16 protein-coding genes are annotated in these 24,591 nt (G+C 27.1%); 4 read left to right on the top strand and 12 right to left on the bottom strand.

What is annotated here, in order from left to right; genetic code table 11:
• Positions 1-46: 46 nt before the first annotated feature.
• Together AVBRAN_RS04185 and AVBRAN_RS04180 are read right to left on the bottom strand one after the other, a co-directional pair.
• Positions 47-1,249, bottom strand: coding sequence for an aspartate kinase (locus tag AVBRAN_RS04185; protein ID WP_214117752.1), 1,203 nt, complete (start codon positions 1,247-1,249; stop codon positions 47-49).
• Positions 1,243-1,710 carry an RNA pyrophosphohydrolase gene (locus AVBRAN_RS04180; RefSeq protein WP_214117753.1) on the bottom strand — a complete coding sequence of 156 codons (468 nt, stop codon included), beginning with the start codon at positions 1,708-1,710 and terminating at the stop codon, positions 1,243-1,245. The genes AVBRAN_RS04185 and AVBRAN_RS04180 overlap by 7 nt, the downstream gene beginning before the upstream one ends.
• A 122-nt stretch (positions 1,711-1,832) precedes the next feature.
• Here AVBRAN_RS04180 and AVBRAN_RS04175 point away from each other — a divergent pair, with 122 nt between their 5' ends.
• A complete protein-coding gene (locus AVBRAN_RS04175) occupies positions 1,833-2,414 on the top strand; it encodes a hypothetical protein (RefSeq protein ID WP_239803628.1) in 582 nt (193 codons plus the stop codon).
• A gap of 1 nt (position 2,415) precedes the next feature.
• On the top strand, positions 2,416-3,447 hold the full coding sequence (gene hemW / locus AVBRAN_RS04170) for a radical SAM family heme chaperone HemW (protein WP_239803627.1): 1,032 nt from the start codon (positions 2,416-2,418) through the stop codon (positions 3,445-3,447).
• Positions 3,448-3,479: 32 nt separating this feature from the next.
• Here hemW and AVBRAN_RS04165 read toward each other — a convergent pair whose 3' ends face one another.
• The 10 genes from AVBRAN_RS04165 to lolA all read right to left on the bottom strand — a co-directional run bounded on the left by AVBRAN_RS04165 (position 3,480) and on the right by lolA (position 21,249).
• Positions 3,480-8,495, bottom strand: a complete 5,016-nt coding sequence (locus AVBRAN_RS04165; protein ID WP_239803626.1) for an autotransporter outer membrane beta-barrel domain-containing protein — start codon at positions 8,493-8,495, stop codon at positions 3,480-3,482.
• 206 nt (positions 8,496-8,701) lie between these two features.
• Positions 8,702-9,013, bottom strand: coding sequence for a multidrug efflux SMR transporter (locus tag AVBRAN_RS04160; protein ID WP_214118419.1), 312 nt, complete (start codon positions 9,011-9,013; stop codon positions 8,702-8,704).
• A 37-nt stretch (positions 9,014-9,050) separates the two neighbouring features.
• Complete coding sequence (locus AVBRAN_RS04155) at positions 9,051-10,724, bottom strand: methyl-accepting chemotaxis protein (RefSeq protein ID WP_239803625.1); 1,674 nt, start codon at positions 10,722-10,724, stop codon at positions 9,051-9,053.
• 140 nt (positions 10,725-10,864) lie between these two features.
• Positions 10,865-14,764 (bottom strand): hypothetical protein, encoded by a 3,900-nt coding sequence (locus tag AVBRAN_RS04150; protein WP_239803624.1) that lies wholly within the window; start codon positions 14,762-14,764, stop codon positions 10,865-10,867.
• An 85-nt stretch (positions 14,765-14,849) separates the two neighbouring features.
• Positions 14,850-15,383: a molybdopterin adenylyltransferase gene (gene mog / locus AVBRAN_RS04145; protein WP_214118414.1), complete on the bottom strand. Its 534-nt coding sequence runs from the start codon at positions 15,381-15,383 to the stop codon at positions 14,850-14,852.
• Between the two features lie 2 nt (positions 15,384-15,385).
• A complete protein-coding gene (locus tag AVBRAN_RS04140) occupies positions 15,386-16,912 on the bottom strand; it encodes an AAA family ATPase (RefSeq protein ID WP_239803623.1) in 1,527 nt (508 codons plus the stop codon).
• Entirely contained in the window at positions 16,887-18,140 is a 1,254-nt protein-coding gene (gene mtaB, locus AVBRAN_RS04135; protein WP_239803724.1) for a tRNA (N(6)-L-threonylcarbamoyladenosine(37)-C(2))-methylthiotransferase MtaB, read from the bottom strand. Before mtaB ends, AVBRAN_RS04140 begins: the two co-directional genes overlap by 26 nt.
• On the bottom strand, positions 18,118-19,686 hold the full coding sequence (locus AVBRAN_RS04130) for a mechanosensitive ion channel domain-containing protein (protein WP_214118407.1): 1,569 nt from the start codon (positions 19,684-19,686) through the stop codon (positions 18,118-18,120). Before AVBRAN_RS04130 ends, mtaB begins: the two co-directional genes overlap by 23 nt.
• The gene (gene aroB / locus AVBRAN_RS04125) at positions 19,683-20,714 is read right to left on the bottom strand and encodes a 3-dehydroquinate synthase (protein ID WP_214118405.1); all 1,032 of its coding nucleotides are present in this window, start codon (positions 20,712-20,714) and stop codon (positions 19,683-19,685) included. Before aroB ends, AVBRAN_RS04130 begins: the two co-directional genes overlap by 4 nt.
• A gap of 4 nt (positions 20,715-20,718) precedes the next feature.
• The gene (gene lolA, locus AVBRAN_RS04120) at positions 20,719-21,249 is read right to left on the bottom strand and encodes a LolA-like outer membrane lipoprotein chaperone (protein ID WP_239803622.1); all 531 of its coding nucleotides are present in this window, start codon (positions 21,247-21,249) and stop codon (positions 20,719-20,721) included.
• A gap of 81 nt (positions 21,250-21,330) precedes the next feature.
• On the opposite strand from lolA, the gene secA reads away from it, so the two are divergent.
• The gene (secA, locus tag AVBRAN_RS04115; RefSeq protein WP_239803621.1) at positions 21,331-23,832 is read left to right on the top strand and encodes a preprotein translocase subunit SecA; all 2,502 of its coding nucleotides are present in this window, start codon (positions 21,331-21,333) and stop codon (positions 23,830-23,832) included.
• A complete protein-coding gene (locus AVBRAN_RS04110) occupies positions 23,829-24,590 on the top strand; it encodes a glycosyltransferase family 25 protein (protein WP_239803620.1) in 762 nt (253 codons plus the stop codon). Before secA ends, AVBRAN_RS04110 begins: the two co-directional genes overlap by 4 nt.
• The last annotated feature ends 1 nt before the right edge of the window (position 24,591 follow it).

The raw sequence follows: 24,591 nt of genomic DNA, 5'->3' as shown, positions 1-24,591 counted from the left end.
CCTTTTTTTTGGATAAAGTCTTTTACAAAACTTAAAAAATCCTGCATTAATCTTCCAGCTTATAAACTTTATGTAGTGTTCTAACTGCTAATTCAGCATATTTTGAGCTAACAATCATAGAAATTTTAATCTCACTTGTTGAAATCATTTGTATATTAATACCTTCATTTGCCAATGCTTCAAATGCAGCACTAGCAACACCTGAATGAGTTTTCATACCAACTCCAACTACTGAAACCTTAACTATATCGCTATCGCTTTCTATTACTACATCACTACCTAAAAGCTCTCTCATAGCTTCACTTGCATTTTTTAATTCATTTTGTGGCACGGTAAAACCCAAATTAGTAGTTCCATCATGACCTACATTTTGAATAATCATATCAACATTAATGTCTTTTTTTGCTAAAGTTGTAAAAATACTAGCAGCAATTCCTGGCTTATCTTCAATTCTTCTTAAAACTATTCTTGCTTGATTTTTATCTAATGCTATTCCACTAACTAATGCTTGTTCCATTTTTTCCTCGCTTGTTATAATTGTTCCACTATTTTCATTAAAGCTACTTCTAGTAACTAATTTTACATTTAATTTTTTTGCTAATTCAACGCTTCTATTTTGTAAAACTTTAGCACCTAAACTAGCAAGTTCTAACATTTCTTCATAAGAAATTTTATCAAGTTTTTTAGCCTTTGGCTCAATTCTTGGATCAGTAGTATAAACCCCATCAACATCTGTGTAAATCTCACACAAATCAGCATTTAAAGCCCCTGCAAAAGCAACAGCACTCAAATCACTTCCCCCACGACCAAGTGTAGTAGTATTTCCATTTGCTGCATACCCTTGAAAACCAGCTATTACAACTATTTTTCCACTTGAAAGTTCTTTTTTAATTCTAGTTGCATCAATATCAATGATTTTTGCGTTTGTATAATCATCTGTAGTTAAAAGCCCAGCTTCTTTACCACTTAAAGAAATCGCATCATATCCTTTTGACATAAGTGCAATAGCAAGTAAAGCAGCAGTTTCTCTCTCACCACAAGAAAGCAACATATCTAATTCTTTTTTATTTGGACTTTCTGAATAAAAATTAGCATTATCAATTAATTGATTTGTTCTACCGCTCATTGCAGAAACTACCACAACTATATCTTTATAAGTCTTTTTAGACTTAATAACCCTATTTGCAACATTTTCTATGCGTTCAAGGTTGCCAACGCTTGTGCCTCCGTATTTTTGAACAACTAACATCCTATAAATCCTTCTTTTTGAAAATACTTTAAAACTTTGGTATAAAGTGGTCTTTTAAAATGATTAATATAAGGGTTTATATCCTTATAATCCACAAAAAGATGCTCTTTAAACTCAGGTTCATTAGTATTTAAATTAATCAAGTTATTATCTCTTACTTTAACTAAAAAATACCTTTGAGTTTGCCCATCAAAATTATATTTTTTCTTAACAGCTTCGTTAGGAAATTCATAGCTTAACCATTCAGGATATTCAGCAATGATTTCAAATTCTTTTGTGCCTAATTCTTCTTCAAGCTCTCTTATTAATGCTTCTTTTGGGCTTTCTCCATCATCAATACCACCTTGCGGGAATTGCCAAACATCAATATCAAGTCTTAAAGCCACTAAAATTTTACAATTTAATGGGTATTCTTGAGACAAAACAATAGCTGCTACATTTTTTCTAAATCTTTTTTTCATCAAATAACCTAAAATTAATTTCACACGATACTATCAAGAAAAATTTAATTAAAAGCAACATTTTTACTAAAGAAATAATTATTTTTTGCCGATATGAAGCTTATGATTTTCAAGGAGAAAAAATGCAAATAAGTGCTAGAAATATAACTTTATCTTATCAAGCAGCAGCTTCTTTTAGTAGTAAAGATGAAGCACAAAAAAACATTAAAGATAGCTTAAAAAACTACGGCGTAAATATTAGCAACGAAGAATTAGACAAACTCACAGCAAAAGGCGAAAATGATAGTTTTTTTGCAATGAGTTTTGAGATTAGTATCACAGAAATTAGCATTCAAGGTAATTTAAACGAAATTGCAAATAATAGGGGTAATATTAAAGAATTTTTAAATAATTTTAAAGATTTAGTTAAAGATAATTTAGATAGCAATAGTGCTAAAAATTTATTATTAGATAATGCAGAATTTGGTTCAAAAAATACTGCAAAAAGAATGGCAGAGCAAATCCTAAAAAATGCAAATAATGATGCTAATAAACTAAGATTAGGTAAAGATGGATTATTAAGTGGCTTTAATGAAGCTTTAAAAAGATTTAATTTCGGTGATGATTATATGAGTTTAGCTAATAAAACTCTTGATAATGCTATCAAAATGATAGATGAGCAAATCGCTAAACTAGGCGAAAATTTATTAAATTTCAAAGCATAAAATGAGAATTTATATTCATATTCCATTTTGTGCTAGCAAATGCTCTTATTGTTCTTTTGCTAGTTTTACAAATCAGCAAAAAATAAACGAATATTTTAAAGCCTTAGAATTAGATTTAGCAAGGTTTTTACCATTTTCTAAAGATATAAAAAGCATATATTTTGGAGGTGGAACTCCAAGCTTTATAGACGCAAAATACTATGAAAATATTTTTAAATTATTAAAGCCTTATATTAATAATGATACAGAAATCAGTGCTGAAGCAAATCCAAATTCTTTAAGCTTAAATTGGCTTAATACTATGCGTAATTATGGATTAAATCGCATAAGCGTTGGGGTGCAAAGCTTTAATGATGAGAAATTAAAATTCTTAAACAGAGCTCATTCTAGCAAACAAGCTATAGAAAAAATCAAACTATTAAAAAATGAAAAAATATCTTTTAGTATAGATATAATTTATGGCACTTATTTAGATGATTTAAATATGCTAAATGATGAATTAAAAGTCATAAAAAGCCTAGAATTAAATCATCTTAGTGCTTATACTTTAATTTTAGAAGATAATACCCCTTTTCAAAATAAAACCGAGTATATTCAAAAAGATGATGAGTTAAATTGCTATTTTTATGAAAATTTGCAAAAAATCGGGTTAAAAGCTTATGAAATAAGTAATTTTGCAAGTTCTAGCGAATATGAATGCTCTCATAATAAAGCTTATTGGAGTAAAGAAAATTACTTAGGCATTGGACTTTCAAGCGTTGGCACTAGCGATAATATTCGCTATACAGCAAGTTCAAACCTAAATGAATATATAGCAAATCCATATTTTAGGATTAAAGAAAGTTTAAGCCCAAATGACATTAGACTAGAAAGCATTTTTCTAGGACTTAGATCAAATGTAGGAGTAGATATTAATCTTATTAAAGATAAAAAGAAATTAGATGATTTAAAAGATTTGGTTTTTATAAAAGATAATAAAGTATTTAATAAAAACTATTTAATATCAGATGAAATAGCTTTGTATTTAGAATAAAGCTAAGTTAATTAGAACTTATAAAGTTCTAATTAAAACTTATAGCTAAATCCTAAGTTTAATCTATATCCTGTATCAAACTCATTAGAAATATTCTTTGTAAAATCAGCATTAATGTCTAGTTTAGAATTTGGTTTTACTAAAAATCCTATTTTAGCATTTAAGCCACTATCTTGGATATTGTTAAAATTGTTTTCTAAAAGAGCTACTACTTTACTTTTTGAAAGAGCATTTAGGTCTTTAAAGTATTGTAATTCAGTAACTAAGCTAAAGTTTTTGTTAAACTCAACCCCTGCTTTAACTCCTGCTTTTATACTAGCTTGAAGACCTTTTTTAGTTTCTATACTTGCATTAGTTCCTTTTAAGTCTAAGTCCTTATATCTAGTAGCTATTAATTTAATATTAGGCTCTAAGTAATTATTATTTATACTAAATCTATGTCCTAAGCCTAAACCTATTTGATATAAGTCTAAGTAATTAGTAGTATATAAATCAATCTTTTTAGCTTCAAATTTATTTTTTAATGTTACATAAGCTAAAGAATAATCAATAAAGCTTCCATTATAAAAATTAGTAGAAGCATAAGCTCCAAATGACCTTACATTAGTAGAAGAGCTTAAAGCTTTATTTATTTCTAATCTTGAAATATTTGCAAATACTCCATAAGTTAGATTAAATCTATCCAAACTTATATTCTTATCTATACCAACACTTGTGCCTTTGTTTCTTAAATCATTATAATTAGTCTTTAAATAATTATATGAATTATTCACCCAAAAGCCGTGATTTTTAATATCATCTCTTAGATAAGTAAATCTATCATTTAAAATCTCTGCTTGATTTTTTGCTACATAATAAGGTGTATTAATTATGCTTTTTAATTCAGCTTTTGTATTATCGTCTAATAATTCACTCATAAAATAATCTTTATAGTTTTTATTAATTAATTCTGTTGTAGTGTAATTAACATTGCCTTTACCATCAATTATTGCTTGGATTTCATCTTTACTTAATTCTTTACCAGCTAAACCTACACTCCAAACTTCTTTAGTTCCATTCTCATCTTGCATAGTTGTATAATGAACTAGATTAGGTGATAATAATACACTTGAAATAGGTGTTGTATAAGTTACCTTAAAGAAGTCTTTATTAACTACTTTAGGTGTTGTAGCTATTGCATCAGCTCTTGTAGAATTTGAATTAGTAGTATTTGAGTTGTTAGTATTATTAATAATTGCAATAGGAACATAGCCATTAATTAATAAGCCTAAGTTTGTATTAGAAATATTAATTATATTATTAAAGCCACTTGCACCATATCTTGCAATGATTGCTCCACTAAAGTGATTATATAAAGAAGTGTTATATCCACCACCTGTTATATAAAATGTAGAATTAGTAGCGTTTAGATTATTTACTGCTAATTGCCCTACTATTTTTGAATTAGTTGTAGTTAAGGTATTAGCTCTAATACCACCTTTAATAGCTGATTTTTCTATAGTGTAATCTCCACTTGTTATTTCTGCTTTATCATATACACTACTAGCATTATCATCTTTACCTTTTAAAAATACTTTAGTATCTTTAGAGCCTTCATTAGTATTATTTAAGAATACATTTGAGTTTGTAATCTCTCCTTTGTTTGCACTAATAGAAGTTGTTTTTAAATCTATATTTTTAATTACTAGCTTATCATCTACTTTTATTGTTTGAGCTTTTATTTCATCGGTTGTTTTTATATCATCGTTTATAAAATCAATATTATTAGCATTAATGTCTTTAAAGTTGTTATTAGTAGTAGCACTAAGTTTACCATTATTTACTGATACATTGCCTAAAAAGGTATTATTATCAGCTTTTACTTCGGTATTTGTATTTGTAATAATTACATCGCCTTTAAAGGTATTGTTCTCTCCTTCAATCTTACCCATACTTACATTATCTTCATAAAAAGCTCCATCGGTTTTTAAAATACCACTACCTGTTACTTTTTCTGATACCTTTGAGCCTTCTTCTACATTTATAAAGCCTTCGTTTTTTATTTCTCCTTTGATTTCTGAGCCATTTATTACACTTACTTGTGCACCTTTACTATCAATTACTATGCCTTGCTCTAATGTAGCTTTATCTAAGACATTGTTTTTACTATCGCCTGTAATAGTTAGAGTTTGTTTGAATATAGAACCAACTGCACTTATGCTATCAGCACTAACCTGACCTTGAAAAGTGCTTTTTTCATCGCTTAATAATTTATTTGCAGTTATATCTCCACTAAAGATTGTATTGCTTGATTTAAAGTCATTGCCTACTTTGAAATTTCCTGTGATGGTTTTTGCTTCTGTGCTAGTTGAGTTATCTATGCTAATATCATTTTTTACTATTACATTTGAAGCTTCTAGGTTAGTATTAGTTAAGCTTACATTACCTACTTCGTTTATATCACCTTTTATGGTTGAGTTTGTGATGATTACATCTTCTATTTCTCCGGTGCAGCCTTCTTGCTCATAACAAGTATTTCTATTGTCTTTTGTAATATTTCCATTAAGAGTAGAATTATCTATATAAACTTTATGAGTTCCTTGAATATTTCCATTTAAAACTGAATTGTTTTTAAGATGAAGTTCGCCTGTTTCTATATTTGAATTAATCACTGCATTATCTACATTGATAAAAGTATCAGTTTTATTTACATTGAAAAAATCTCTTCCATCTGTATTTTTTGCATAAATTTGATGCAGAGTAGTAATCATAGGTATTGTTATATTACCACCTTTAATATCAATTACTTTTGCATACATAGTTTTGTTTGCTTGAGTATTGTTTATATCAACATTATCTAAACTTAAATAATCGGTTAGATATTTAATAGCACCATTAACCTTTGAGCCAATCCCAACTTCATTTAAAGTAGAATTTGATATATATAATTTATTATTTGTCAATTCATCTTTATTATATTTCCAAGAATTAATTTCCGTATTTGATATATTTAAATTATTAAGCCTTAGTTCCGAATTATTTTCAATTAAAAAATTTAAATCCGTATTTTCTTTTATGAAATCCTTTTTACCATCTAATTCAAGACTTTCATAAGCAATTATATTTCCACTTTCTAACTTAATATTATCATTAATTGCTGATTTAGTAATATTGTTTAAATGAAAACTAGAACCTTTTAAAGTGCCTGTTACTTTACTTTTAGTATCAAAATATATATGACCACCAGTAAAATCACTATTTATTGTGGAATTAGTAAGATAAATAGTCCCACCACCTATTGTTGCATTAGTATCTGTATTGTTGATTTCACTATCGTTTATATACACTTTAGAAGTAGATGCTGCACTAGCTGAACCTATTGAAGTATTAGTAAATTTTGATTTATTAAAAGTAGTCGTGTTGTTATAAGTCCAAGAGTAATTATTAATAGCAGTATTTATAAATTCACTATCATTAAATGTAGCACTAGCATTATTACCCAAAGTTATATGATGACCTGTTCCTTTTATATTTTCATTTTTAACTAAAATTCTATTAAAGGTATTATCTCCATTTAAATCAATTCTATTATTGCCAGAACTAAGAGCAACATCGCTAAATGTAACCCCATTTAATTGCATATGATTTCCGGTAGATTGTATATCTAATTTTTTATCAGCAGTTCCACTAGCAGTTGAATTTGTAATATTTAAATTCTTACTTGAAATATCAGCTTTTATTGTGCTATCACTTATATTTGTAGTTCCACTAATAGTAGAGTTACTATTTATAATTGAGCCGTTTGTAGCAGTTAAATTACTCGCAGTTATACTTCCACTTATTTCTGAATTATCTAAAGTAATATTACCACTGCTAATAGTTGCATTAATTTTTGATTTATTTGTAAAATTAAGCTCACCACTAATATTACCTTTAACTTGTGAATTATCAAAATTAAGAATTCCACCATTTATAACGCTATTTACTTCTGAATTTTTAAAATAAAAAGTTCCTTTATTATCGCCTTTGTTAATACTTACATTACTATCTGTATTATTAATAATACTATCATTTATAAATACATTTTCAAGCCCAGAATCAGCATTACCAAAATTAACATTAGTTACTAAGCTTTTATTTATGGTTAAAGCTGTATTTGTATATTTATTTGTATAACGATTTATAGCTGTATTTATAAGAATACTATCATTTATAACTATATTCGTATTATTTCCTTCTTTATCATTACCTATGGTTATATGGTGTGTTTTACCGGTTAATGAATTAGCTTTGGCAATTGAAATATTATTCAACATAACATTTCCTAAAGTGGTTATTAAACCACTTGCTTTCAATTCTGATTTATCATTTCCTAGCCCTTTAACTTCGATATTATTCAATTTTAAATCAGTAGTATCTATAGTAGCTTTAGATAAATCCACTTTATTAACAAGCGTAATATTTCCTTTTATGGTACCAGATAATACAGAATTATCTATAGTAGTATTGTGCTTAAAATCGCTATCTTTTATAGTAGAATTTAAAATAGTTAAACCAACACCTTTATCTGTATTATAACCATATTTAATATTCTCTAAAGATACTTTATCTAGACTAAGTAAACCGTTTGCGCTAAAACTACCTAAATTAATAGCAATATTTTTTAAACTTCCACCTACCATTTTTACATTCGCATTATTATCAACAATAAAGCCATGACTTGAATTACTTACCTTAGATATATTCATATTATTTAAAGTAGCATCACCCCTAACCCAAATCCTACCATCAGTATGAATAACATTTATATTAACATTATTAATTATATGGGTCTCATTATTATTTCCTAAATTTATAACACTACCTGTTGAAGTGCTATTAAAAGTAATATCAGTAGGACTTGTGTATGTATTACTAACTATATTACCCTTGCTAATAGTTACTTGATTATTAGCTAATGGACTAATTAATCCACTATTGGTAGCATTTGTTACTACATCAGCAAGAGCTAAATTACCCCCCCCCACTAATATAAAAGTTATTAAAGATAATTTTATAGTTCTATTCATTTTCTCCCCTAAAAAATAAATGAAAAATGCTTTATTATAGTTAAAAATCAATATATAAAGGTTAATCAATTACTAACAAAATGGGGGGGGGTATTTATAAAATTAAAAATATTTTTAAATATTTTATATAAATATATTCTAAGTTATATAAATATTTATAAGATTTAATAAAATAAACAAATTATTAAAATATATCTTTTTTAATATCAACTTACAATTTTAATTCCAACTAACCCTATTAATATAAGACTTAAAAACATAAGTTTTAAAAAGCTAATACTATCATTAAAAACCATAATCCCAATCAAAGCCGTTCCTAACCCACCAATACCAGTCCATACAATATAAGCTGTGCTGATAGGAATATTTTTTTGCGCTAAATACAAAAATAACCCGCTAAGCCCCATTGATACTATAGAAAACACTATCCATATTTTTGAGCCATTACTAGCTAATTTAAAGCCAATAGGCCAACCAATCTCAAAAGCACCTGCTAAGATTAAGTATATCCAAGACATTAAAACTCCTTAAATACAAAATCTTAGCAAGAATATATTATGATTTAAATTCGCTTAATTTTTTATCTAATTCTTCGCTGATATTAGTTAATTGACTTGCAGCTTTTGCTATTTCTTCTACACTTCTTGCGTTTTCATTAGTAATTTTTGCAATTTGCGAAACTTCATTTAAAATATCTTCAATTTGTTTGCTAGCGTTAATATAATTATCCACGGTCTTATCACTACTAATTATTGCTTCTTTTAATTTTTGTTCCATATTTTTAATTAGCTCTTCACTACCATTTGCAACATTTGTTAGATTGCCAATTTGCTTAGAGTTATCACTCATTTGCTCGCTTGCATCTTTAATACCTTGAACTATAACGCTTATTGTTGCATTTATTTCACTAAGGCTTTTTTGAGTTCTCTCAGCTAAACTTCTTACTTCATCAGCTACTACGGCAAATCCTCTACCATGCTCTCCTGCTCTTGCTGCTTCAATTGCAGCATTTAATGCAAGTAAGTTAGTCTGGTCTGCTACATCATTAATTATTTCTAAAATAGATTTAACATTATCAGCATCACGGCTTAATTGCTCAATCTTACTAGCTAAAGCACTTTCTATATCAGCACTATGATTTATTTGATTAGTTAATGAATTAATAGCATTAATGGTCTCGTGAATACTAGTTGTGCTACCTCTTAGTTCATTTTTACTATCATTAGCACTATTTATACCTGATGATAAACTATCCTTAGTTGATTTACCTTCTTCAACAACATTTTCAACTATATTAAAGCTTTCTTCACTTCTTTTTCCTGTTTGCATACTAACACTACTAAGCTCGGCTGCTATTGTTTTGTTTTCATAAGATATTTGTTTTACTTCGTTAATTAAAATTCTAATCTTGCCTATAAAATCATTTATAGCCTTACTAGCACTTGCTATTTCATCTTTGCCTTTTATTTCTAAAAGTTTAGTTAAATCCCCATCTCCTTTAGATAAATCATAAGCTTTTTGGGTTAGTTCATTTAATGGTTTGCTAATCCAAATTCTAATAACAATCAGCCATAAAGCAAGAATAATAATACATAAAATAACTGCAAATACAGAATAGTTTAAAACAACTTCATTTTTCTTATCTAATACTTTTGCACTAATTTCTGCTATTTCTTCTTTAGCTTCTACTAAGTAAATTACGCTTATATATACATAATCATTGAAACTATCTTTTTCTACATAATACACCACATCTCTTTCTGGTCTTGTCTTATCAGCTTTCATATGGGTTGTTACAAATCCACCACCATTATTTGCTGTTTGAATTATTTCTTGTATGTATAATTTACCATTAGAATCTTTTTTATTATAAGCATTTTCGCCAATTCTATCTTTTAGATAGTGCATTACATATTCGCCTTTTTTATTAATTACAAATAAATTAACAGAGCGATTTTTTAAGTCTAATTCACTTAAAAATGTAAGAATATTTTTATTATAACTTTCTTGATTTTCACTTGTTGAATGAATTTTTTTAGACATTGAAGTAATTAAGCTAGTAATACTAACTGCTGTTTTTTTCGCATCATCAACACTCATATTATCAAGAGCTTCTTGAGCGATATTGTCTAATTCATTCATACCTTTACTAGCTACTAAAATAGCACTTAAATTAATAATCAGTAATGAAACAAAAGCAAATAAAGTAATTTTGTAAGATAATTTCATATAGCTCCTTTAATATTTTAATAATTAAAATCGCTAATTCTATTTATGCTAAGTTAAAATAATGTTAAAAAATAGTAAATAAATTAATAAGAAATATATGTTAAAAATAAAAGCCCTTAGATAAACTAAGGGCTAGATAATTATTTTACAAATTCAATTGTAAATGTAGCGTCAGAATCAAGATAGCTAAATGCTTTATCTTTTACTCTAAATCTTAAAGTATCTTTTATATATTGGTTGTTTTCTAAATTAGTTGGAACTTCGTAAGTATCTCCAGGTATTTCTTTTTTAGAATAATCAGAAATAAAGCTAAATCCACCTTTAGCATCATTATATACTTTTGAATAATTACTTAAATTCTTAGAATCCATTTTTACAAATTTATTATTATCGTATTTAAATACCCAAGCGTCAGTTTCACTAATTTTGCGAGTTGTTCCTGTGTTTTTATTTAAATCTTTAAAGAATAAACCTGTGAAAGCAAACTCATAAGGATTTGTTAATAAATTACTTACATTTAAACTACCGCCACCATTAAACTTAATTTCTGCTTCTGCAGATTTTATTAAGAATTTAGGGTCTAAATTAGGCTTAGTGCCATCGTATTTTGGATAACCAATTTTAACTAAAATTTTACCAAATTCTTTTGCACTAAACTTGCTATCATCATAGGTGCTTAGTTTAGCACTTGGGTCAATTAAACTTAAAGCATTGTCAAATCCACTATTTAATCCAGTTACCTTAAATCCACCTTTTGTTCCACTTGTAGCTGTTACGCCTAAAGTTTCTGAATCAGCTTTAATAATTACTTTATTTACATTTGGTGTTGGGTCATACCCTAAATTAATATTAATAGTTGCGTCATCATTAGCAAATTTTTTATAAAAATAATTATTAGTATTTTTATTAGCTACTTGCAATGGTAATGCCAATCTTTCAGAGTCATTATCACTAAATGGAACATAATTAGTAAAGCTTGTATTTGTTAAATAAGGTCTAATAGCCATATTCGTATTATCAATTTGTAAGCCTAGTGTCTCATCTGCTATAAAATTAACAGTAAGTTCATTACCTGGAGTTTGGCAGTTAATTTTACCATCTGAATTAATCTTATTAGCATTAGTAATATCTACAGCAACATTAGAATTTACGCATAAATCTTGCTCTAAATCTCCTATAGTAAATTTATTTTCAGAGAATGCTATTTGAGCGTCTGTTACTAAAGGAAACACGGTTTTTATATCAAAATTACCATTTGTTTTATTAAAATCAACAAATGTTCTACTAGCAGCTTTTGAGCCAACTTGATTTAATTGAACTGAGTTTTTATCTTCTAAATAGAATTTCTTAACACTACCTTTTGAATCACTTACTTTTAATTCTGCAACACTAATTCCAAATCTATCATCTTTTAAATCCGCAGTGAAAGTTACATTATTGTTTGGATATTTTTTATCTTCTTTACCTGCTTTTTTATCAAATGTATCAAGTGTGCCTACTTTATAAGTAATGCTATCTGGTCTAATTGAGAATGTATTTGAACTTCTATCGCCTAATACTGAACATTCTTCAAAAGTGCTATCGTATTCTGCAATTTCGTATCTAAATTGATAATTTTGATTTACAGCTAATTTATCTTTTAAATGTAAAACCATTTTGTTATCAATTGGATAATAACCTTTACATTCTGTAGTTGATTTTGAAAGTTTTTGAGTTCCGTTATAAATATCTGCATTTAACTCATCAGAACCATTATAAAACTTAATGTATTGTTTATAAAGAACTTTAACATCTGGTTTTGTAAAGCCTAAATATATATCTTGACTACTTGTTCTTGTATAAATCTTATCAGCTACCTTTGTATTTGAAGCAATTTTATTATTTTCTAATATTTTAGTAGCATCAATATTATTATAAGCTGTTCCAAAATTAATACCATTTGGCATTTCGCTATGACCTAAGATAATTTCTACACTACCCTTTGGAGCACCTTTTACAATATCAACACCTGAAGCTTGAAACATTGGTCTTCTAAATTTTCTTGTTTTTTCTTGAATTTTGCAAGCACCACTTGATGGACATACTTCTTCTCTATTTGTTTCGGTAATTTCTTCTACAATTTCTAAAGGTTTAAATGTGAATTTATAAACATTACCTTTTAATAAATCATTATCATCAATTTTAGCTAGTTTTTTGAACGTATCTTTTGTAAATTTTAGTCCAAAACCAGTTATGTTTTCTTTCTGAACTAATTCATATTCAGAATTAACCGAAATCTTTTCTTCTTTAGAATCTACTGCACCATTCGCATCTGCCATTCTTTGCTTTGTTAATTCAAAACTTGTTAAATAATATTTAACTGAAATATTATTTGCTTTTCTATCTTCAGCGTTAAATGGAGTTTTACTATTATTTAAAGCAATATATACATCATCTAAATTAGTAACTTTTAAAGGTTTGCTATCTTTTTTATCAGTTTGATTTGCTTCATTTGTTATTTGATAATAATTAGCATCAGGGATAAATTTAACAGCTAGATTTGATACTTGTGTAGTTACAACAGACCCTTTTCCTTGAGAATTATATTGTTTGTTAGTTACAAATGAAGGTCTAACATTTACACTGAAATTATAAGTATCATCATCTCCTAAAACAATACCTTTTCTAGTAGTGTTATTTTTGTGAATACTAAACACATAATTTTTTCTTACAATCTCTTTAGCATCATCTTTTCTAAAATCTTCTTGATTTAAATAATCAAAATAATTAGCTCTTGAATATTGTGATGAATAATGCTCTAAATCATAATTATAGCACTTACTAACACCACCGGCATAATCATTCACACGATTGCCATTTTTATTATCATTATAATCTGATAGCAAATCACCATAATCAAAAGGTTTAATTTTTGAATTCTTTAAAATTATAGCTTCTAAAGCTCTGTCTTTAGCAAAAGTATTAGGATTATTGTTTAATTCTAAATATTTATTATAAACATCACAAACACCTAATACTACAGAGTTATTATAATTTTCATTAACAAAAATTAATTTATTAACGTCCCAAGAAGCAATACTATAAGTTGTTAAACTAACATTTGATAAACTAGAACAACCTTTCATTCCTTGAATATCACCTGCATTTGTTTTATCACCAACAACATTTGAAAAGTTTCTATATACCCAACCATTGCTACCTGCAAACTCATTTTGGTCTAATAAATACACTAAATATTGACTATTAATAACAGTTGGACTACTTGAAACTATAACTCTACCTGTTGTATTTGCATGAAATTCTTTATAATATTCTTCTATAAACTTTTTCTTATCATTACCATCTAAATCTGATTTTAACTTAACATTAGTTGAAAATGTTTTACTAGATGAAAAATTTTGAACTTCAGGTGTTCTAAAACCAACTGCAGCATAATATGGGTCGTAATCAATATCATCTAAGCCTTTTTGAGAATTATTTATATAATTCAATTCTGCTTCAAAAACTTTTTTACATACTTCTTTGTCTGTATTTTTAATTTCATTTAATTTCTTTTTAATAACATTATCTCTATAGCTATTAACAAATTTTGTAGCTTCTTCATAAGGTGTATATTTAACAGCCATTTTATAAGCTGAATACATTCTAGCATCAAAATAGCTAACTCCACATTGTCTTAATGCTTCATATCTAACCTTTTCTGGGTTTTTAACAACATCGCCTTTTTGAGTTAAGATATTTATTAAATGGAAATAACTCGAATTTTCAGACAAAATTTTGTAAGTATCATCACTTATATCTGGGTTTGCAAAACATTGAACATAAAATTTATCGTTCATCTTTCTTAGCTTAGCACAATCGTTTAAGCCATCAACACTTCTGTTGCCAGGCACAGAATTAATACATTTATTTAAGTGATTACTATGCTGATTTGCATTATCAGTATCCACTATACCTATTTGTAATTCCACTCTATTCTCTGCATTTGCATAAGAAAAAGCCGATAATAATACTAATGAAAACACAATTTTCCTATTCATATTATTCTCCTTAAAAAATTAAAGTTCTAAATTATAATTTTTTTTATTAAATAATTATTGCACTTATGTGCATTTTTGAATATTTTTACTTACTTTTAGGTCTAAATACCTTTGGTGCATTTTCGCTCTCATTTATATAACTTGCATTCATTAAGTCTAGGCAATATGGTATCGCAGGAAAAATAGGCTCTATACATTCACGAATTGCTTTTGGCTTACCTGGAAGATTAATTATTAGAGTTTTACCCCTTGTCCCTGCTAATTGACGGCTTAGGATTGCTGTTGGGACAATCTTAAGTGAGCTTGCACGCATTAATTCTCCAAAGCCTGGTAATTCACGCTCGATTGCTTTTTTTGTTGCTTCTGGTGTAACATCTCTTAAAGCTGGTCCTGTTCCACCTGTGGTAAATACCAAATCGCATTCAAATTCATCAGCCATTTTAATAATCTCATTTGTAATTAGTTCTTCTTCATCAGGGATTAATGAGTATTTAAAATCAATTTCATTTAATAAATATTCTTGCATAATTTTTCTAATCTCTGCTCCACTAATATCTTCATAAACTCCTGCACTTGCTCTATCTGAACTCGTAATTATCCCTATTTTTATAATATCCATTTTTATCCTTTAAAAAATATTTCTTTATTTAAAAGCAATTCATTTGCTGTATTTTTAATCTCTTCTTCATAAGCTTTTAAATATTCTTTACATTCTTCTTCTAAAGATGATATTTCAAATTCCACATAAAATTTGCTTAATTCTTGTATTTTATCTCTATCTTTAGAAAAATTATTGTAATTTTCGCCTAAAAATAATTCATTTGCTAACATTCCTGATAAAAGAATTTTGATTTCGTTTTTTATTTCTGAAAATGATTTTATATGCTCGTTTGGATAAAAATACTCAAATGTAAATAAATTAGCATAAATTAAATTCGCATCACAAATCTTTGCCATAGTGATTTTACCTGCTTGATAAATAGCTTGAATATATTGCTCGTTTTCGCTTAATTCTAAATCTTCGCTAATGCCGTGTTTTATCACTAAAATTTCATTTATTATTTCTCTTTCGCTTAATCTATCTCTTAGTAACAATTCATTTTCTAAGCTTTTAAAAGAAGCTCCACTAAAACCTTTTGAAATATAAGCTAAATAATCTAAATTAAAATCAGAACTTATTAAATCTTTTTTAATAAGTTGTTTAAAGAATTCTATTCTGTCGCTATAATTTGGTAAGGTAAAATGAATTTTTTTATCAAATCTTCTAAGTAAAGCTATATCTAAAACATCAGCTCTATTTGTAGCAGCAATTACTAAGACATTTTTAAGCTCTGCAAAGCCGTCTATTTGAGTTAGCAATTCATTAAGTGTATTTTCACTATCGTTTGCTAAAGCATTTCCACGCTGCTTTCCAAGTGCGTCAATTTCATCAATAAACACTATACAAGGTGCTAATTTTTTAGCATTTGCAAACAATTCTCTAACCCTTTTTGCTCCAAGACCTACAAAAATTTCATTAAAGCTACTTGCGCTTTGGTATAAAAAATTAACCCCACACTCATTTGCTAAAGCTCTTGCTAACATAGTCTTACCTACTCCACTAGCACCTGTTAATAAAACTCCTTTTATTAAACAAGGATTGTTGGTTTTAAAAATAGAGCTTAATTTTCTTAATTCTTCTTTGGCTTTAAACTGACCTATAACATCATTAAAATTACTATCTGTTTTGATAACAAATCTAAATTCAGGCTTTAAGACATTATTAATTGGATGATTTGATATGCCTTGTTTTGTGCTAAGATTTCTTAAGTATATTAGATAATAAATAAAAATTATTATCATAATAAAAACTAAAATTATTGAATAATCAAATTCTGTTTTATTTTCTACGCTTTTGAATTTTAAGATTTTTTTGATTATTTCTTCATCAGCTAGAATTTTATAATCTTTATCATTTATTGAAAAATAAAGCATATTTTCATAAATGTAAGCATTTGAAATATTTTTTAATTCTAATGATGAAAACTCGTTTAAAGATATATTTTGCTCTTTTTTACTTAGCGAAAATATTCCTAAAGCTATAATTGCAAGAATTATGCAAGCGATTATTATTTTGATATTTTTAGTAAATGGCTTTATTTTTGTCAATTTCTACCTCGTAATCTTTAATATTTATCCAAGTTTTTAATAAGTCTTTATCTGATTTGATTTTAATTAAATTAAAATATTGGTCGTATCCTTGATAATAGCCGTCTTTAAACTGCTCTACTAATACTATTAAATCTTTTTGATTTTTTCTAAATTCATAATTTTTTAATCTAGTAATTTCTTTAATCTCGTTTAATCTTTGCTTTGAGATATTTTTATCAACTTCGCCTAAAGTCTTTGCTAATTCTACGCTTTTTGTCCCGTCTCTTTTAGAATACACAAAAGCGTGAAGATGAGTTATTGGAAATTTCTTAAAATTATCAATAGCATCAGCCCATATTTCATCACTCTCACCTGGATGACCTACTATATAATCAGTGCCTAAGGCATAGCCTTTATTAGCTAAATATTCAAATAATTCTAAGTCTTTATAAGCTTTATTTCTTCTTTGCATTAGTTTTAGCATTTTTTCATTTGTGTGTTGTAAGGCTATGTGAAGATGTTTTTCAATAAAATCTTCGTCTAATAATTCTTTAAACTCATCATCAATTTGAACCGGCTCAATGCTACCTAAACGAACTCTTTTAATCCCATTTATTTTGCTAATTTCTTTAAGCAATTTTGCTAAAGATAGATTTAAATCTTTTCCGTAACTACCTATATTTGTGCCTGTTAAAACTACTTCTTTATAACCATTATTAGCTAGGGTTTTTATCTGATTTATAATTTGCTCTAATTTTAAGCTTCTAGCCCCGCCCCTTACACTAGGAATAATACAATAAGAACAAGCAAAATCGCAGCCTTCTTGGATTTTAACAAATGCTTTTGTGTGGTTTTCGTAATTGCTTACTATTTTTTCATCTATGAAATTTAAATTTCCTAAATCAAATTCCTTTGGATTTAGTATAAACTTATTTATATTTGATTTTAAAGACGCACCCATTACACCATCAACTATTTTGCTATCATATAAGCTTTTGCCAATACTTGCTGCAGCACAACCTGTTAAGATGAACTTAGTATTTGGATTATGATTTTTAATATGTCTTATATATTGCTTTAAGCCTAAATCAGCTTGATTAGTAACCGTGCAAGAATTAATTACTATCATATCAGCTTGCAATTCATCATTTATTATTTCATTATCTTTTATATAGCTTTTGATTAGTTCGCTATCGTAAATATTGGTTCTACAACCAAAAGTTTTAATATATATTTTCATTATTATCCTTTAAAAATGGCTGATTATTTCTTTTATCCATATAAATAGTTTGTGATGGGAAAGCTAATTTTATATCATCACTTGCTTTTAATCTTTTAATAATTTCTTCACTTACTATTGAACGCATTTTAAGAGCTTCTCTTGAATTTGTCATATACCAAATAGATATTTTAATCCCGTATTGCTCTAGCATTACGAATAGTTTTGGGTCTGTTCCTGAATTTTTCATTTGATAATGATTTCTCATTTTTTGAATTGCTTTTTTTGCACTATCGCTGAATGCTTGAGTATGAGAACTAGCTGATTCTAAAATTATTTGTTTTGCCTTTTCAAGATTGCTTGAAAAATCTATTACTATATCTATTCCATCCCAAACGGTTTTCATATAAGAATAATTATAATTTGATATTAATTCTGTGAAAATATAGTGATTTGGTATGTAAATAATTCTTCCAGCACGACGATTTGTCAAAAAAGTAGTATATGTAACATCTTCGTATATAGTCATCTTAAGTAAAGAAATATCAATAATATCTCCTACATAAGTAACTCCATTTTTACTAACCTTTACCCTATCACCTACATGAAAGCCACCACCAAATTGTAAAGTGGCCCAACCAAGTAAGCTCATAAACATATCTTTCATAGCAATAGCAAGACCAGCTGATGCAAATCCTAATACGCTTACTAAATAGCTTATATTTTCAACAAAATAAAATATAGAAAACATAGAAACAATAATAAAAGTAAAAATATTTAAAATCTTAAAAGAAGTATAAACTTTATCTTTATCATCAACATATTTTCTAAGCATCAAACCTAATAAATACCTAGCAATAAATATGCAAATAATAATTGCTATAAAAAATATAGCACTATCATATTGCTTTTTTATATCGTTATTTATAAGCTTAATTGTGTTATTTGCCTTAACTTTAAATATCTCAAAAGCATTTGTGATATTTTCTAAAGCGCTTTTATAATCATTTAATTCTTTTATAGAATATACTAATTCTTGACTTAAATTCTCACTTGGCTCAATGTCATATAGTTCTTGTAAAAGCTTTGTTTTCTTATCTATTTTAGATACTAATGTAGTAAAATCTTTTAATTTTATTTCATATTCTTTTTTCTCATTAGCTAATTCTTTACGCTCTGATAAACCTTCAATAACTAAATAAATATTTGAAATCTTTTTATATTCAGTAGGCTCACTTGGTAGATTTAAATACTTTACTACGCTGTAGCTTTCATAATCTTTTAATACACTTAGTTTATCTTCAAGTGATTTTATGGTATTTTCTAATTGTTCTTTTTGAGTTTTTTTAGCTTTTAATAAATTTTCATTTGCTTCTTTTAATTCATTTTTTAATCTTAAATATTCTTGATAATTTTTATAATTTTTTATAGTGATATTGTCTTTTAATTCATTATTTATAATATGCAATTTTTCTTTGACAGAATACACGCCCTCAAGGTTTTTTGTAAATTCTTCTGTATTTTCTGCATAAATAAAAGTTACAAAAACAAAAAAAGCTAATAAAAATCTCATTCAAATTCCCTTAAAACTTTTAATATTTCATCTTTTGAAATATCATTTTTAATAATGCTTAAATCTTCTTTGCTAGGTAAAATAAAGTTGATTTTTCCACTTAGAGTTTTTTTATCTTGGAAAAATCCTTCATAGAATTTAGAAGATGAATTGATTTTATAAAATGTAGGTAGATTAAAATTCTTTAAAGTATTTAAAATACTTATTTCAAATTCTTTTGAAATTAAACCTAAGTTACAAGCCAATTTATTAGCCATAACCATACCAATAGCAACAGCTTCTCCGTGTAAATAGCCTTTATAATTCGTCTCATTTTCTATAACATGAGCAAAAGTATGACCATAATTTAGTTTCATTCTAAGATTATCTTCAAACTCATCATTTATTACCACATTTGCTTTAATTTTTATTGATTTTTCTACAAATTCTAAGATATTATCAAAAATATCATCAAAACTTAATTTACTTAATTTGTTATAAAAATCCAAATCAAAACAAACAGCCATTTTAATAACTTCAGCCATAGCAGCACTTAATTCAGCCTTTTTTAAAGTCTTAAAATAATTTGTGAAAATATAAACAGCACTAGGTTGCTTGAATGTGCCTATTAGATTTTTACCATAAGCATTGTTTATGCCTGTTTTACCACCTACTGCTGCATCAACACTAGCAAGTAAGGTTGTAGCTATATTTATATGTTTTATTCCACGCTTATAAATACTAGCTACAAAGCCACCAATATCGCTAATTACCCCGCCGCCAAGATTAATTAGCAAATCACTTCTACTAATTTCAGCCTTAAATAATTCTTCTAAAATATAATTAACGCTTTCTTGATTTTTGTATTCTTCTCCATCTGGTATAACTATTATCGCTTTTGGTTGTTTTCCTATTTTTTGTAAAACATCATTTAAGTATAGTTTTTCTAAAGTTGTATTAGTTAAAATTACATAATCTTTATTTATTTTTAATTCTTCATCTATATAAACTTTATATGCTTTATCTTTTAAATCAATATCTATTACCATAACCTCACCTTATTACATCATAATTTTTTGGAATACTATATTTAAAAATATCATCATTTATTTTTAAATTAATTTTTGAATTTATAAAATCTATGCTTACTTGATTATCTAATTCATCTTTATAACTTATATTTGTTAAAAGATTATTAAGCACTTTTACATAATAAATTATATTATCATACTTAGCTTTATAGATTACAAAATCTTCTTTTTTTTCATATAAAGAAACATTTTTTAAAATATTTGCTAAATCAATTTGTTCTTTACTAATAATTACTTGTTCTAAGTCATAATCAATTATTACAACTTCATTTTTAGTAATATAAACTTTTTTTTCATCAGGGTTTAAGTATTGCCATAAACTTTTTTCATTTTGATAATAAAATTTACCTTCATATATTAAAGTTTTATTACTCAAATCAACTACTTTTTGAATAAAATCAGCTTCAAAACTATTGTAATTTATATTATCAATTTTAAATGCAAAAGCAAAAATTCCACAAATACAAAGCAAAAAGATTTTTTTAATAATCATTTAAATACCTTTTAAATATCCTTTTATTTATTTTAACAAATATAATTATATTCAAAAATCAAAACCAAGAGGTAAATTTAAATGTTTAAAAGTATAGCAAAATGTATATTTGGAACTCGTAATGATAGACTTCTTAAAGCCTACAAAAAAAGAGTATTAAAAATAAATTCTTTAGAAGAAAAATATCAAAAATTAAATGACGAAGAAATTAAAAGCGAATTTCAAAACCTACAAAATAAAGTGCTTGAAGACAATAATAATTTAGATTTAGTTTTAGAAGATGTATTTGCAATAGTAAGAGAAGTTAGCAAAAGAACGCTTGGAATGAGACATTATGATGTGCAATTAATAGGTGGTATGGTTTTAAATGATAAAAGCATAGCAGAAATGAAAACAGGGGAAGGAAAAACCTTAGTAGCAACCTTACCTGTGGTATTAAACGCAATGACAAAAAAAGGCGTTCATGTAGTAACAACAAATGATTATCTAGCAGCAAGAGATGCTAATGAGATGAGTGCTATATATAATTTTCTTGGTTTTAGTGTTGGTATTTTAGTAGGAAACGACCATAGAAATAGAAAAGCTGTTTATGCGTGTGATATTGTTTATGGGACTAATAGTGAATTTGGTTTTGATTATTTAAGAGATAATATGTGCTTTGATGCTGAAGATAAAGTTCAAAGGGGACATTATTTTGTAATAGTTGATGAAGTTGATAGTATTTTAATAGATGAAGCTAGAACTCCATTAATAATTTCAGGGCCAACCAATAGAACATTAGATGGCTATATAAGAGCTAATGAAGTAGCTAAGCAAATGGTTCGCGGAGTTGCACCAGATGATCCTAAAGAAAAACCTAGTGGAGATTTTATAGCAGATGAGAAAAATAGAACTATTTTAATTACAGAGCAAGGAATTTCAAAAGCAGAGAAACTATTTGGAGTTGATAATTTATATAGTCTTGATAATGCTATTTTAGCTCATCAATTAGACCAAGCTTTAAAGGCTAATAATTTATTTTTAAAAGATACTCATTATGTTGTTAAAGATGGCGAAGTAATGATTGTAGATGAATTCACAGGTCGTATTAGCGAAGGAAGACGCTTTAGCGAAGGCTTACATCAAGCACTTGAAGCTAAAGAAGGAGTTAAAATCCAAGAAGAAAGTCAAACTTTAGCAGATATTACCTACCAAAATTACTTTAGAATGTATGAAAAACTTGCTGGTATGACAGGAACAGCCCAAACTGAAGCAACTGAGTTTTCTCAAATATACAACCTTGATGTAATTACAATCCCAACTAATGTGCCTGTAATTAGAAAAGATTTAGATGATTTAATTTATAAAACTCAAGATGAGAAATTTAAAGCTGTAGTTGATGAAATAAAAAAAGCTAACGCAAAAGGACAACCTGTATTAGTTGGAACTGCAAGTATTGAAAAAAGCGAGCTTTTACACGAGTATTTAAAAAAGGCAAAAATAGCTCACAATGTATTAAATGCTAAAAATCACGCTCACGAAGCAGAAATTATTAAAGATGCAGGTAAAAAAGGAGCAGTTACTATTGCAACTAATATGGCTGGTCGTGGTGTTGATATAAAAATTACTGATGAAATTAGAGAATTAGGTGGCTTATATATAATAGGAACTGAAAGACACGAAAGCCGTAGAATTGATAATCAATTGCGTGGTCGTGCTGGAAGACAAGGTGATCCTGGTGTTAGTAGATTTTATTTAAGTCTTGAAGATAATTTATTAAGAATTTTTGGTGGAGATAAGCTAAAAGCAATTTTTACTAGATTAAAAATCGCTGAAGGTGAAAGCATAGAAAGCTCACTTGTAACTCGTGCAGTAGCAAGTGCTCAAAAAAAGGTAGAAAATCTTCATTTTGAAAGTAGAAAACATATACTTGAATATGATGATGTAGCAAACGAACAAAGAAAAACTATATATAAATATAGAAATGAATTGCTAGATACAAATTATGATATTGAGACAAAAGTTGAGCAAAACATAGCTGAATATGTGGATTATTTAATTCATAACTTAAATGATTTAAGTGCTGAAAATTTAGTAGAATTATTCAAAAATGAAATTAATTTAGAGCTAGATTTAGAATTATTAAAAACTTTAAACACAGAAGAAAGCAGAAGTGTTATTGTTGATGCAATAACTACTATGTTAAAAGTTAAATTTAGCATAGTTCCTGATAGTGAAAAGGAAAGAATTGAAAAATTATTATATCTACAAGTTTTAGATGGTGCTTGGAGAGAGCATTTGTATCAAATGGATATTTTAAAAACAGGTATTGGTCTTCGTGGATATAATCAAAAAGACCCATTAGTAGAATATAAAAGAGAAAGTTATAATTTATTTATGGAGCTAGTTGAAAGAATTAAAAGTGAAAGTATAAAAGTATTACTAATAATTCAACTAAGAATGCCTGAAACTAATGAAGAAATTCAAGAAATTGAAAAACCTATCAAAAAGCAATCAAGAAATGAACCTTGTGCTTGTGGTAGTGGTAAGAAGTATAAAGATTGTTGTGGCAAAAGTGGGCCACAAAAAGGCGTATTTGCTTGAAATTCTTTATAATTAATCTTGAGCAAGATATAGAAAAAAGACAAAAAATAACAGCCCTTTGCGAAAGCTTAGGGCTTAATTATGAAATAATTAAAGCTGTATATGGCAAAGCGTTGAGTGAAGATGAAATAAAAAACAACGTAGCTTCAGTTGAAATTCAATTAAAATATCTTAGAAAACCATTAAATTTAGGCGAAATAGGCTGTGCTATGAGCCATAGATTATGTTATCAAAAAATTATAGAACAAAATCTAGAAGACGCAATTATTTTAGAAGATGATGCAATATTTGATGAAAATTTATTAGAATTTTTAAAATATAAAAATGAATTTCCAAAAAATACTGATTTAATATTATTAGGACATTATTGGCAACAATATAGAGATGATGGTTATATTATCAATACACCTTATTCTTTAAAATTTAATCATAAAATAAAAAACTGGAATATAAGAAAGATAATTGGAAGAGGCAACGGAACTCATGGATATTATATAACAAAAAAAGGAGCTGAAAAATTATTCAACGAAACAAAAAAAATATATATGGCCGCAGATCATTACACATCTAATACATTATTATTTAATACTTATGCTGTGTATCCGATATTAATTAATGTAGATATTAATTTTCAAAGCTCAATAAATGAAAATGCTAATTTGAAAAGACGTTCTAAATTTGGCAAAATTATCAAAACAATCAAACAAAAAATTATATATTTTATCCCGTCTTTAAAAAAGCCAAGAGATTATGTTTAGC

It is taken from the genome of Campylobacter sp. RM12651 (genome assembly GCF_022369475.1).
Lineage (GTDB): Bacteria > Campylobacterota > Campylobacteria > Campylobacterales > Campylobacteraceae > Campylobacter_E.
The sequence above is the reverse complement of the archived record's forward strand: the minus strand, read 5'-3'. Positions and strand labels throughout refer to the sequence as shown.

Excerpts from the sequence above, each read along its gene's own strand:
- AVBRAN_RS04185 (WP_214117752.1), bottom strand. The coding sequence starts at position 1,249 with ATGTTAGTTGTTCAAAAATACGGAGGCACAAGCGTTGGCAACCTTGAA.
- AVBRAN_RS04180 (WP_214117753.1), bottom strand. The coding sequence starts at position 1,710 with ATGAAAAAAAGATTTAGAAAAAATGTAGCAGCTATTGTTTTGTCTCAA.
- AVBRAN_RS04175 (WP_239803628.1), top strand. The coding sequence starts at position 1,833 with ATGCAAATAAGTGCTAGAAATATAACTTTATCTTATCAAGCAGCAGCT.
- hemW (WP_239803627.1), top strand. The coding sequence starts at position 2,416 with ATGAGAATTTATATTCATATTCCATTTTGTGCTAGCAAATGCTCTTAT.
- AVBRAN_RS04165 (WP_239803626.1), bottom strand. The coding sequence starts at position 8,495 with ATGAATAGAACTATAAAATTATCTTTAATAACTTTTATATTAGTGGGG.
- AVBRAN_RS04160 (WP_214118419.1), bottom strand. The coding sequence starts at position 9,013 with ATGTCTTGGATATACTTAATCTTAGCAGGTGCTTTTGAGATTGGTTGG.
- AVBRAN_RS04155 (WP_239803625.1), bottom strand. The coding sequence starts at position 10,724 with ATGAAATTATCTTACAAAATTACTTTATTTGCTTTTGTTTCATTACTG.
- AVBRAN_RS04150 (WP_239803624.1), bottom strand. The coding sequence starts at position 14,764 with ATGAATAGGAAAATTGTGTTTTCATTAGTATTATTATCGGCTTTTTCT.
- mog (WP_214118414.1), bottom strand. The coding sequence starts at position 15,383 with ATGGATATTATAAAAATAGGGATAATTACGAGTTCAGATAGAGCAAGT.
- AVBRAN_RS04130 (WP_214118407.1), bottom strand. The coding sequence starts at position 19,686 with ATGAGATTTTTATTAGCTTTTTTTGTTTTTGTAACTTTTATTTATGCA.
- aroB (WP_214118405.1), bottom strand. The coding sequence starts at position 20,714 with ATGGTAATAGATATTGATTTAAAAGATAAAGCATATAAAGTTTATATA.
- lolA (WP_239803622.1), bottom strand. The coding sequence starts at position 21,249 with ATGATTATTAAAAAAATCTTTTTGCTTTGTATTTGTGGAATTTTTGCT.
- secA (WP_239803621.1), top strand. The coding sequence starts at position 21,331 with ATGTTTAAAAGTATAGCAAAATGTATATTTGGAACTCGTAATGATAGA.